General features: G+C 40.5%; 8 protein-coding genes, 1 tRNA gene, 3 rRNA genes, 1 pseudogene and 1 other annotated feature. Of the genes and pseudogenes, 2 read left to right on the top strand and 11 right to left on the bottom strand.

Annotated features, from left to right (window positions below; translation table 11 throughout):
- Both BP18_RS12150 and BP18_RS12145 read right to left on the bottom strand, forming a co-directional pair.
- Positions 1-752 (bottom strand): annotated as a pseudogene (locus BP18_RS12150) (phenylalanine--tRNA ligase subunit alpha); the annotation flags it as partial.
- 90 nt (positions 753-842) lie between these two features.
- Positions 843-1,087: a binding site (T-box leader), on the bottom strand.
- Between the two features lie 71 nt (positions 1,088-1,158).
- Positions 1,159-1,467: a winged helix-turn-helix transcriptional regulator gene (locus BP18_RS12145; protein ID WP_035050278.1), complete on the bottom strand. Its 309-nt coding sequence runs from the start codon at positions 1,465-1,467 to the stop codon at positions 1,159-1,161.
- Positions 1,468-1,736: 269 nt separating this feature from the next.
- Between BP18_RS12145 and BP18_RS12140 the strand changes: the two genes are divergently transcribed.
- Positions 1,737-2,909, top strand: coding sequence for an alpha-hydroxy-acid oxidizing protein (locus BP18_RS12140; RefSeq protein ID WP_231549421.1), 1,173 nt, complete (start codon positions 1,737-1,739; stop codon positions 2,907-2,909).
- A 281-nt stretch (positions 2,910-3,190) separates the two neighbouring features.
- Here BP18_RS12140 and rrf read toward each other — a convergent pair.
- From rrf to BP18_RS12115, 5 genes are all read right to left on the bottom strand, one after another.
- A 5S ribosomal RNA gene (rrf, locus tag BP18_RS12135) occupies positions 3,191-3,306 on the bottom strand.
- 91 nt (positions 3,307-3,397) lie between these two features.
- Positions 3,398-6,318: ribosomal RNA gene (locus BP18_RS12130) — 23S ribosomal RNA — on the bottom strand.
- 161 nt (positions 6,319-6,479) lie between these two features.
- Positions 6,480-6,552 (bottom strand) — tRNA-Ala (locus BP18_RS12125).
- Between the two features lie 100 nt (positions 6,553-6,652).
- Positions 6,653-8,214: ribosomal RNA gene (locus BP18_RS12120) — 16S ribosomal RNA — on the bottom strand.
- Together the 16S, 23S and 5S rRNA genes with 1 tRNA gene alongside form the textbook arrangement of a ribosomal RNA operon.
- A gap of 457 nt (positions 8,215-8,671) precedes the next feature.
- Positions 8,672-9,376, bottom strand: coding sequence for an O-methyltransferase (locus BP18_RS12115; protein WP_007721649.1), 705 nt, complete (start codon positions 9,374-9,376; stop codon positions 8,672-8,674).
- Positions 9,377-9,589: 213 nt separating this feature from the next.
- Here BP18_RS12115 and cbpA point away from each other — a divergent pair, with 213 nt between their 5' ends.
- The gene (gene cbpA / locus BP18_RS12110; protein ID WP_007721652.1) at positions 9,590-10,231 is read left to right on the top strand and encodes a cyclic di-AMP binding protein CbpA; all 642 of its coding nucleotides are present in this window, start codon (positions 9,590-9,592) and stop codon (positions 10,229-10,231) included.
- A 49-nt stretch (positions 10,232-10,280) separates the two neighbouring features.
- Here cbpA and BP18_RS12105 read toward each other — a convergent pair whose 3' ends face one another.
- From BP18_RS12105 to acpS, 4 genes are all read right to left on the bottom strand, one after another.
- Positions 10,281-10,772, bottom strand: a complete 492-nt coding sequence (locus tag BP18_RS12105) for a QueT transporter family protein (RefSeq protein WP_007721654.1) — start codon at positions 10,770-10,772, stop codon at positions 10,281-10,283.
- Between the two features lie 153 nt (positions 10,773-10,925).
- Positions 10,926-11,276, bottom strand: coding sequence for a type II toxin-antitoxin system PemK/MazF family toxin (locus tag BP18_RS12100; protein WP_007721658.1), 351 nt, complete (start codon positions 11,274-11,276; stop codon positions 10,926-10,928).
- Positions 11,277-11,387: 111 nt separating this feature from the next.
- Positions 11,388-11,552 carry a hypothetical protein gene (locus BP18_RS12885; protein ID WP_231549476.1) on the bottom strand — a complete coding sequence of 55 codons (165 nt, stop codon included), beginning with the start codon at positions 11,550-11,552 and terminating at the stop codon, positions 11,388-11,390.
- Positions 11,553-11,846: 294 nt separating this feature from the next.
- Positions 11,847-12,197, bottom strand: a complete 351-nt coding sequence (gene acpS, locus BP18_RS12090) for a holo-ACP synthase (protein ID WP_007721662.1) — start codon at positions 12,195-12,197, stop codon at positions 11,847-11,849.
- Between the last annotated feature and the right edge of the window lie 295 nt (positions 12,198-12,492).

Raw genomic sequence — 12,492 nt, 5'->3', positions numbered from 1 at the left:
TAAACGGATTTCACGTTCTGAACCAAATAATTTCTAGCAAAAACTTCTAACGTTCCTTTTAAAATCTCCCATTGTAATATCTTTCGCTACAACTAACCCTTCCATTTGATGGAATTGATGTGAGTGAGTCGCATCATCGCTGTCACGACGATATACTTTTCCGGGACTGATCATTTTTAATGGCCCTTTTGTAAAATCATGTTTATCCATTGTACGAGCTTGAACAGGTGAAGTGTGTGTACGCAATAGAATTTCATTTGTAATATAAAAAGTATCTTGCATATCACCGAGCTGGGTGGTCTTTAGGCAAATTCATTCGTTCAAAGTTGTAGCTGTCTTCTTCAACTTCGGGTCCTTCAATGATTTGATACCCCATACCAATAAACAAATCTTCAATCTCTTCCATTATCTGCGTTAATACATGTGATTGCCCTACAGCTACTGAGTTACCTGGTAACGTAACATCAATCGCTTCATTTTCTAAATCACGGTTGATTTTTTCCCATTTCTAACCGTGCTTTTTTCGCTTCTAACTGTGATGTAATTTCATTTCTCACTTCATTCACAAGTGCACCGAGGATAGGACGTTCTTCAGCAGAGACAGTTTTCATTCCTTTTGAAATTTCCGTAATTGGACCTTTTTTCCCTAGGTAGGCTACACGTACTTGATCTAGTTCTTTTAAATCTGAAGCAGCTTCAATTTTTTCTACAGCTTCCTTACTTAACAGGTGTAAATTATCTTTTAAATCCATTCTGATTCTCCTTTAAATAAATTTATAAATTACGCTCAACCGAGACCTTATTTCAGACTATTTTTAAGCACACAAAAAGCCCCATCCCTAAAAGGGGACGAGGCTACATTCGCGGTACCACCCTTGTTTGAATTGAACTTGCGCTAAATTCACACTTCATTTACATAACGCGTAGACCGGAACTTTATTCATTACTTTTAACTAGCTTAGTGTAATTCCCAAAGTCAACTCAGGAAGTGAACGTTCATTTGGTCTCTAATCAAGTGTTTTCAGCCTACGACACTTGCTCTCTAATTTAGATTCTTCAAATTACTTTTTTCCATCATTGTATTTATTGCTATTCAATTTACATATATATTTAGTTTAACGTAATCTTGACTTAAAGGTCAAGTACTTTTCAATGAATTTAATCTTCTGACACACATATCCATTCATCGGCCCACTTTTGAACATCATCCATCACTACTTTTAAGGCTTGCCCTTTTTCAGTTAAGCTGTAAGCAACTCTCATCGCTGCATCTGGATCTACTGTACGAGATACAAGACCTTCTTGTTCAAGTTCTTTTAATCGTTCTACAAGTACGCGATCACTTACATTTGGAATAGTAGCAGCAATATTTTTAAAGCGTTGAGGACCTTCTAATAACACGTCAATGATAAGTCCCATCCATTTTTTACCCAAAATAGCAAATGTGTGTTCAAATTTAGGGCAAATTTCCTTTTGCCTAGTTTCGCAAAAGACAGCTTTTTCTTCACCTCTTTGTTATCATTATAGCATCATTGGTTATAAATAGTAAGTAATCTATTTAGGTTTGTCAACCTTTTTTTCAATTATTGCTCTTTCATAGACAAATTTTTGTCAATTTTAAAAAAATAAGCACACTTAAGTCTTTTTTACTGCATTTCTCTCATTAAAATTGAAATTTTTAATGAGAGTGGTAAACTAGAAACTATCATAAACTATTATTTTTTGGAGGGAACACCATGACAGAAACTGAAAAAGACGTAAAAATAACTCATTCCTTAGATAACATACAAGAAGAATCAACTAAAGCTAATAAAATTCCTTATCAAGCAAGTACTGCGGAGAAACCTTTAAATATAATCAATGTTTTCGATCTTGAATTAGAAGCTAAAAAAGTTATTCCAGAAGGTGGATATGGCTATATTTCTAGTGGAGCTGGAGACTTATGGACAATTAAACAAAATATTGAATCCTTTAATCACAAATTAATTGTTCCACGCGTATTAAAAAATATCGAACACCCAGATCAAAGCACTTCTATTTTTGGAGCTGAGTTATCTACACCAATCATCATGGCTCCTGTAGCTTCACATGGACTTGCTAACGTAGCTGCTGAACCAGCCACAGCAAAAGCTGTTGCTGAATCTGGTTCTATCATGACTATCAGTTCATATGCTAATAAACCTTTTAAAGAAATTTCGCAAGCAGGTGCTGGTGCTCCACAATGGTTCCAGTTCTATATGAGTAAAGATGATGGAATCAACAGAGACATTTTAGATGAAGCAAAAGCCAACGGAGTAAAAGCAATTGTATTAACGGCCGATGCAACTGTTGGAGGAAATCGTGAAGCCGACAAGCGCAATGGTTTTGTATTCCCATTAGGTATGCCCATTGTTCAAGCCTACCAATCTGGTGTTGGACAATCAATGGATGCTGTTTATGGATCTTCAAAACAAACCCTTAGTCCTAAAGATGTCGAATTTATTGCTTCCTACTCTGGTTTACCTGTTTTTGTTAAAGGTGTTCAAACTGCAGAAGACGCTTTAATCTCATTAGCATCAGGTGCTGGTGGAATTTGGGTAACTAACCATGGTGGCCGCCAATTAGATGGTGGCCCTGCTGCATTTGATTCATTGCAAACAGTTGCCGAAGCCGTTGATAGAAAAGTTCCGATTGTCTTCGATAGTGGTGTTCGTCGTGGTCAACATGTCTTTAAGGCTCTTGCCAGCGGTGCTGACTTAGTAGCTATTGGCCGTCCAGCTATTTATGGTTTAGCTTTAGGCGGATCACAAGGTGTAAAATCTGTTTTTGATCATTTTAAACATGAACTTGAACTTGTTATGCAACTTGCTGGTACAAAAACAGTCGAAGATATTAAAAATACTGTTTTGTTAGACAACCGTCACGCTTAAATAACTAAAATAGAGCCTGTTAATGAACTTCTATTCATTAACAGGCTCTATTTTTTTGAGTACTATCTAGTCTAGATAGATGAATTTAGTTGATGCACAACATAACTACTGGAGCAATAGGATTGTACGAGGTCTGAAAAAATCATAAGACTTTAGGTTCAATATCCGTCTATTCCATAAGACTCTTTTTAGCAGCTTCTACACTCACTAGTTAACGAAGACCTTTAAAATTAACATATATCAAAAAAAGACACCATCCAAAGATGATGTCTTTTGTATTTGCGTGGCAACGTCCTACTCTCACAAAGGGAAACCCTTCACTACCATCGGCGCTAAGAAGCTTAACTTCTGTGTTCGGCATGGGAACAGGTGTGACCTTCTTGCCATCATCACCACACAATTTCAATCAAGAGAACGTTGTTCTCTCAAAACTGGATAAGTTAAAAATCGTTTTTCGTTCTGAAACCGTCTTACACCGTTTAAAAAATTTGGTTAAGTCCTCGACCGATTAGTATTGGTCCGCTCCATCTATCGCTAGACTTCCACTTCCAACCTATCTACCTGATCATCTCTCAGGGGTCTTACTCACTTACGTGATGGGAAATCTCATCTTGAGGGGGGCTTCACGCTTAGATGCTTTCAGCGTTTATCCCGTCCACACATAGCTACCCAGCAATGCCCTTGGCAGAACAACTGGTACACCAGAGGTGTGTCCATCCCGGTCCTCTCGTACTAAGGACAGCTCCTCTCAAATTTCCTACGCCCGCGACGGATAGGGACCGAACTGTCTCACGACGTTCTGAACCCAGCTCGCGTACCGCTTTAATGGGCGAACAGCCCAACCCTTGGGACCGACTACAGCCCCAGGATGCGATGAGCCGACATCGAGGTGCCAAACCTCCCCGTCGATGTGGACTCTTGGGGGAGATAAGCCTGTTATCCCCAGGGTAGCTTTTATCCGTTGAGCGATGGCCCTTCCATGCGGAACCACCGGATCACTAAGCCCGACTTTCGTCCCTGCTCGACTTGTAGGTCTCGCAGTCAAGCTCCCTTATGCCTTTACACTCTGCGAATGATTTCCAACCATTCTGAGGGAACCTTTGGGCGCCTCCGTTACACTTTAGGAGGCGACCGCCCCAGTCAAACTGCCCGTCAGACACTGTCTCCCAGCCCGATAAGGGCTGTGGGTTAGAGTGGTCATACAGCAAGGGTAGTATCCCACCAACGCCTCCACCAAGACTGGCGTCCTGGCTTCATTGGCTCCTACCTATCCTGTACAAGCTGTACAAACACTCAATATCAAACTGCAGTAAAGCTCCATGGGGTCTTTCCGTCCTGTCGCGGGTAACCTGCATCTTCACAGGTACTATAATTTCACCGAGTCTCTCGTTGAGACAGTGCCCAGATCGTTACGCCTTTCGTGCGGGTCGGAACTTACCCGACAAGGAATTTCGCTACCTTAGGACCGTTATAGTTACGGCCGCCGTTTACTGGGGCTTCAATTCTGAGCTTCGCCCGAGAGCTAACCCATCCTCTTAACCTTCCAGCACCGGGCAGGCGTCAGCCCCTATACGTCATCTTACGATTTTGCAGAGACCTGTGTTTTTGATAAACAGTCGCCTGGGCCTATTCACTGCGGCTGACCAATTGGTCAGCACCCCTTCTCCCGAAGTTACGGGGTCATTTTGCCGAGTTCCTTAACGAGAGTTCTCTCGCACACCTTAGGATTCTCTCCTCGACTACCTGTGTCGGTTTGCGGTACGGGCAGTTTGTTTCTAACTAGAAGCTTTTCTTGACAGTGTGACATCGGGAACTTCGGTACTTAATTTCCCTCCCCATCACAACTTGTTCTTAAAGAAGCAAGCATTTGACTCACTTCAAAACTTGTTGCTTGGACGCGCATATCCAACAGCGCGTATTCCTTAGCCTACTGTGTCCCTCCATTGTTCAAACAAAACAAACTGGTACAGGAATCTCAACCTGTTGTCCATCGTCTACGCCATTCGGCCTCGACTTAGGTCCCGACTAACCCTGGGAGGACGAGCCTTCCCCAGGAAACCTTAGTCATTCGGTGGACGGGATTCTCACCCGTCTTTCGCTACTCATACCGGCATTCTCACTTCTAAGCGCTCCACTAGTCCTCACGATCTAGCTTCAACGCCCTTAGAACGCTCTCCTACCATAGAACCAATGGTTCTATCCACAGCTTCGGTGTTATGTTTAGCCCCGGTAAATTTTCGGCGCAGGGTCACTCGACTAGTGAGCTATTACGCACTCTTTAAATGATGGCTGCTTCTGAGCCAACATCCTAGTTGTCTAAGCAACTCCACATCCTTTTCCACTTAACATAAACTTTGGGACCTTAGCTGGTGGTCTGGGCTGTTTCCCTTTCGACTACGGATCTTATCACTCGCAGTCTGACTCCCGGATATAAATCAATGGCATTCGGAGTTTATCTGAATTCGGTAACCCGAGAAGGGCCCCTAGTCCAAACAGTTGCTCTACCTCCATGATTCTAATTCCGAGGCTAGCCCTAAAGCTATTTCGGAGAGAACCAGCTATCTCCAAGTTCGATTGGAATTTCTCCGCTACCCACACCTCATCCCCGCATTTTTCAACATACGTGGGTTCGGTCCTCCAGTGCGTATTACCGCACCTTCAACCTGGACATGGGTAGATCACTTGGTTTCGGGTCTACGACCACATACTCATTCGCCCTATTCAGACTCGCTTTCGCTGCGGCTCCGTCTCATCAACTTAACCTCGCATGGGATCGTAACTCGCCGGTTCATTCTACAAAAGGCACGCTATCACCCATTAACGGGCTTTAACTATTTGTAGGCACACGGTTTCAGGGGCTATTTCACTCCTCTTCCGAGGTTCTTTTCACCTTTCCCTCACGGTACTGGTTCACTATCGGTCACTAGGGAGTATTTAGCCTTGGGAGATGGTCCTCCCGGATTCCGACGGAATTTCTCGTGTTCCGCCGTACTCAGGATACTGATCAGAGTGAATTTGGTTTCGGATACATGGCTTTTACCTTCTTCGGCAGACCTTTCCAGGTCGCTTCTCCTACCAAAATCATTTATGACTCTATGTGTTCAGTCCTACAACCCCAGAAAGCAAGCTTTCTGGTTTGGGCTATTCCCGTTTCGCTCGCCGCTACTCAGGGAATCGATTTTTCTTTCTCTTCCTGCAGGTACTTAGATGTTTCAGTTCTCTGCGTCTACCTCTACTGACCTATGTATTCAGTCAGCAGTAACATCCTATAAAAGATGCTGGGTTCCCCCATTCGGAAATCTTTGGATCAAAGCTCACTTACAGCTCCCCAAAGCATATCGGCGTTAGTCCCGTCCTTCATCGGCTCCTAGTGCCAAGGCATTCACCGTGCGCCCTTATTAACTTAACCTATGGTTAATCGTTAATTTTCAATACTCATCTTTCGATGAGAACCTTAAAAACTTACTTTTAAAAATTTTCGGTGTGTTTCTGGTTTCTTACTTGAATTACAATTTTTAACTTTATCCAGTTTTCAAAGAACAACTTAAATTTTCGCAACTAAAGTTGCAATGGAGCCTAGCGGGATCGAACCGCTGACCTCCTGCGTGCAAGGCAGGCGCTCTCCCAGCTGAGCTAAGGCCCCAAGAGCATTTATTTTATTATTATTATAGAAGAAAGATCATTGACCTCTCAAAACTAAACAAAGTAAGTACGAATGTGTGGGTTTCCGTTAGTTTCCTTAGAAAGGAGGTGATCCAGCCGCACCTTCCGATACGGCTACCTTGTTACGACTTCACCCCAATTATCTGTCCCACCTTAGGCGGCTGGCTCCCAAAAGGGTTACCTCACCGACTTCGGGTGTTACAAACTCTCGTGGTGTGACGGGCGGTGTGTACAAGACCCGGGAACGTATTCACCGCGGCGTGCTGATCCGCGATTACTAGCGATTCCGGCTTCATGCAGGCGAGTTGCAGCCTGCAATCCGAACTGAGAATGGCTTTAAGAGATTAGCTTGGCCTCGCGACCTTGCGACTCGTTGTACCATCCATTGTAGCACGTGTGTAGCCCAGGTCATAAGGGGCATGATGATTTGACGTCATCCCCACCTTCCTCCGGTTTATCACCGGCAGTCTCACTAGAGTGCCCAACTGAATGCTGGCAACTAATAATAGGGGTTGCGCTCGTTGCGGGACTTAACCCAACATCTCACGACACGAGCTGACGACAACCATGCACCACCTGTCACTTTGTCCCCGAAGGGAAAGTCCTATCTCTAGGATTGTCAAAGGATGTCAAGACCTGGTAAGGTTCTTCGCGTTGCTTCGAATTAAACCACATGCTCCACCGCTTGTGCGGGTCCCCGTCAATTCCTTTGAGTTTCAACCTTGCGGTCGTACTCCCCAGGCGGAGTGCTTAATGCGTTAGCTGCAGCACTGAAGGGCGGAAACCCTCCAACACTTAGCACTCATCGTTTACGGCGTGGACTACCAGGGTATCTAATCCTGTTTGCTCCCCACGCTTTCGAGCCTCAGCGTCAGTTACAGACCAGAGAGTCGCCTTCGCCACTGGTGTTCCTCCACATATCTACGCATTTCACCGCTACACGTGGAATTCCACTCTCCTCTTCTGCACTCAAGTTCTCCAGTTTCCAATGACCCTCCCCGGTTGAGCCGGGGGCTTTCACATCAGACTTAAAGAACCGCCTGCGCTCGCTTTACGCCCAATAAATCCGGACAACGCTTGCCACCTACGTATTACCGCGGCTGCTGGCACGTAGTTAGCCGTGGCTTTCTGGTTAGATACCGTCAGGGGATGAGCAGTTACTCTCATCCTTGTTCTTCTCTAACAACAGAGTTTTACGATCCGAAAACCTTCTTCACTCACGCGGCATTGCTCCGTCAGACTTTCGTCCATTGCGGAAGATTCCCTACTGCTGCCTCCCGTAGGAGTCTGGGCCGTGTCTCAGTCCCAGTGTGGCCGATCACCCTCTCAGGTCGGCTACGTATCATCGCCTTGGTGAGCCATTACCTCACCAACTAGCTAATACGCCGCGGGTCCATCCATAAGCGGTAGCCGAAGCCACCTTTCTTCCATTCGTCAGGAGACGATTAGAAATATGCGGTATTAGCATCCGTTTCCGAATGTTATCCCCCTCTTATGGGCAGGTTACCCACGTGTTACTCACCCGTCCGCCACTCCTTAACTTCGATGGGTGCAAGCACCCGGTGAAATTAAAGCGTTCGACTTGCATGTATTAGGCATGCCGCCAGCGTTCGTCCTGAGCCAGGATCAAACTCTCATATAAAATGATGCTTGAAGCTCATTATTGAATTGCTAGCGAATAATTATTCACTATTTTGTTACTGTTGACTCAGCACTGCTGAGTCACCCTCACATTTGGTTCGTCTTACTTTGTTTAGTTTTCAAAGGTCAATCTGTTCATCTGACAACTACTGAAGTATATCACCTTCAAAATAAGTTGTCAACAGTTTTTAAATAATTATTTGTTGTAATGTATAATTATTCATGTAACCGCTACAATGTATTTCTGATGACTTCAGTATAATAACATTTCTTTATTACACTTGTCAACATTTTTTCGAATTTCTTTTTTATCATTGCTACATTCTGTAACAACGTGTTCTAATATACCAAGAATTTTCTTTTTCGTCAATACTAAATACTTGCTTTTTTAAAATATACAGGCATTTCAATTAAAAAGCAGCTATTAAACTATTTTTTTATTGAAATGCCCTCTTTTTTTATACTTTATCCTCTATCATATACGAAAAGTCAGTCTCGTCTTGTTTTACTACCATTAACAAACCGTCTCCTAAAGGTACAATACTTGAATCTAAAGACGGATGTTGCATTACTACTTCTAAAAACGCATTTAATTTACGATGAATCGTTCTTCTATTTTTCGGAATTTCTTCTTTAGGTGCTAAAATAGTCCCACCTTGTAAAACATCATCAACGATTAACATACCACCTTTTTTTAACAGTCGCATACAATCCGGAAAGAAGTCATAATACTTTGATTTTGCGCTATCCATAAAAATTAAATCATAAGGTCCTTCCAAAGTAGAAAGTATGTCCGCTGCTTGACCTTCTAACAAAGTAATTTTATCCGTTAAGCCCAGATCTTCATAATTTTTTCTTGCTTTTTGAATCATTACGTCATAACGATCAATCGTCGTGACATGGCCTTCATCACCGACATGTTGCGCCATTAAGCTTGACGAAAATCCGATTGCTGCTCCAATCTCTAAAATTTGTTTTGGTTTTATTTGATTTAATAACACGTTTAAGAATACTACTGTCTCATGAGGAATAATGGGCACACCATCCACATTCGCTTGACGCTCAATTTCTCCAAGTCTTCCTTTAAGGGGTTTTTGTTCCTTTCGAAGAAACTCTACTACTTCTTTATCTACAACTGGTCGATACATCATTTCATTTCTCATTACGCTTCCCCCACTTTTCATTTCACTTATTTATTGAATTCTTTTTTTATTATAGAATGCCATTTACTTTCAGACAAGTTAATCTTACTATTATCTATCTGCTTTAGATCTCTAAAGAATTTCTTCATCCATTTCTAAAAGCATTGGATACCTTATCTACTATATGTTATTATCAAATTAAATAAACCAATCCTTAAAGGAGGATATACAAACATGCTTATAAAATCACTTTGCATTCCTAAAAAGAAACTAACTACAGTAAACGAAACTGTAACCCTTCAAGAAGCTATCGATATACTTGAAAATTCAGGTTTTCGATGTGTACCTATCTTAGATGAAACGGGAACAATCTTTAGAGGAAATATTTACAAAATGCATATCTATCGTCATAAAGCTAACGGTGGAGATATGAATTTACCAGTGACGCATTTATTAAAAAATGCTACAAAATTCATTTCTATAAACGCATCCTTCTTTAAAGTCTTTTTCTCAATTAAAGAATTGCCTTATATTTCTGTACTAGATGATGATAATCGCTTTTACGGAATTTTAACCCATAGTTCATTACTAAATATGTTGCAACAATCATGGAATGTTAACACAGGTAGCTATGTATTAACCATTGCTTCAACTGGTCTAAAAGGCGATTTAGCAAATATGACAAAAATCATTAGTCGCTATTGTTCTATTTCAAGTTGTATCACATTAGACGTTGAACAAGATGAATTAGTTCGTCGCACTATGATCACTTTAGAGTCTGGCGTTACAAAAGATGTCGTTAAGCAATTATCTGCTTCTCTAAGCAAACGAGGCTTTCGTGTTGTTGAAATAGAAGATTTAAAGAATATTGGTTAAGCCGTTTATTCGTTAAAAAAAGCTAAATGCTGATGCATTTAGCTTTTTTCTATCTTTCTATTCTTTCATTAAAATGAATTTTTTTATCAATATAGATCATAACTGGCATACCAATCCCCATTACAACCAGTTCTCCAATCGCAACAGTTAAGTAGCTAAACCAAAACGGCAATTGCAACGCTAGATATAATTCCCATGCTATTAGCGCTGAGCCAATAGTGAAAACAATTGTATTTACACTCATTTTTACCCAAACGTTCGTTATCCTTCTCGTTAGTCCACTCATGATAAGCAGTGAAATCAGTGTGTGCGCAACACCAAATACTAAGTCATAAATAACCATAGGTGAAAAAATAAGATTGGATATCAAAACTCCACCAACTATCCCTATAATGTATTTTTTATTAAATACGGCTAAATGATTCAACATTTCCGCGACGCGAAATTGAATTGCACCAAAAGACGTAAAGGCTAATGACGCAGTAATCGCCACGTATAGCGCTGCAACTACTGCGTTTATTACTAAACTTTTAATTTTCATTTTATTCCTCCTAGTTTTTTTCGTGGGATGGTCAACGAACCACGTTTTACAACCTTCATAGCATACCACTTAACACTTAGTTTTTCAATTTGTTTGAAAAAAGTAAAAAAAAAGCATTCGTTCATTCACGAATGCCACATATTATTTATTTTTTTACACCTGACCTGATAATCCAACACTTATCGCCAAGGCATCATCAATTTTTTTCATCATTTTAAAGTCTAATTGAGTCACTTTTTCACGTAATCGTTGTTTATCAATTGTTCTTATTTGTTCTAATAAGACAACAGAATTTTTTTCAAGATTATACTCTTCTGCTGATATCTCAACATGGGTAGGCATCTTTGCCTTTTGGATTTTAGCTGTTATTGCTGCGATAATAACGGTTGGACTGTAATGGTTGCCTACATTATTTTGAATAATCAAAACTGGTCGCATCCCACCCTGTTCCGAACCTACAACTGGCGATAAATCAGCGTAATAAATCTCTCCCCGTCTTACCATAGGTATTTTCCTCCTTATAACACCTGGTTAGAATGGGCACCGACCTCTTTTTCACAAACTTCAAATTCATCACAAATATCAAGATTGATACGAGACATCTCTGCATATCCTTTACGCCATGGTATCATAGACTATTAAATTCTCTTCTAAAAAATAATTCATAACCGAATTAACAAATTCATTTTCATCAATATTTGCAATAGAGCAATATTCTTTAACTACTTTGTATACTCCTGGCGCTAAATTAACTTTCATTATGTTATCATTTTCATCCATTACCCCATACCTCCTAAAAGATTACCTTTTCATACCCCATAAAAAGGATTCACTTCAAGAACATGGTAACATGAAATGATAATCATTGAAACCGCAACCTTAATAAAAAATCAAATTTCACTTTATAGACAAATCTGATTTTATCTTTAGGTACCTTAAGGCGTTAACTAACCTATTTCATTGTTTTCTAACTGGAATTACTCCAATTAAATTTCCACTTAAAAACTTTAAAACAATTATATGTATGACGAAATCCCTATTAAACGGTTGCTTCGTTTCCTCGTTTCCCCTTTTCTATTTTTCTAAAATAATTTGTGCGGCAACAATTGTATCTGTGTGAGTAATGGAAAGAAATACATTTCCTTGAAAAGGACATTTTTCAACTACAGGTTTACCATAATTATCTGGTATTATTTCAATATCTTGAAAACCCAACTTCCCAATTCCTGTTCCCATCGCCTTTGAAAAAGCTTCTTTCGCTGCATATCTCCCAGCTAAAAACTCCATTTGACGATTACCTTTTAGCCTAGAAAAAATTTCCATTTCTGCTGGAGTAAGTACTCGGCTAGAAAAAGTTTCTCTTTTTAAATAAGCTTCCTTTATACGAGTGATTTCTGCTATATCTAACCCGATACCTACGATCAATGTTACACACCTCTTTTATGCCTTTATCAATTTTCTTACTCACGTAAGTTATATTCTATAATATTAAGCTAATCTTATCAAACAATATTTATTGTGTCACTTGTAAAAGGTAATTATTTCCACTTGCTAATGATCTATTTTAAATCAAATACTCATTTTTTTACAGACTCTATAATTCTTAGTGTGAATAGACGAATTTAGTTCATACTTACCATTCGAGAGGAATAGGTTTGCTTGTAGCTCAGCGGTGTATTTAAGTCTCAAATAGTAGGTAGTAGAAAAAACAAAAAGACCA

It is taken from the genome of Carnobacterium jeotgali MS3 (assembly GCF_000745125.1).
Lineage (GTDB): Bacteria > Bacillota > Bacilli > Lactobacillales > Carnobacteriaceae > Carnobacterium_B > Carnobacterium_B jeotgali.
The sequence above is the reverse complement of the archived record's forward strand: the minus strand, read 5'-3'. Positions and strand labels throughout refer to the sequence as shown.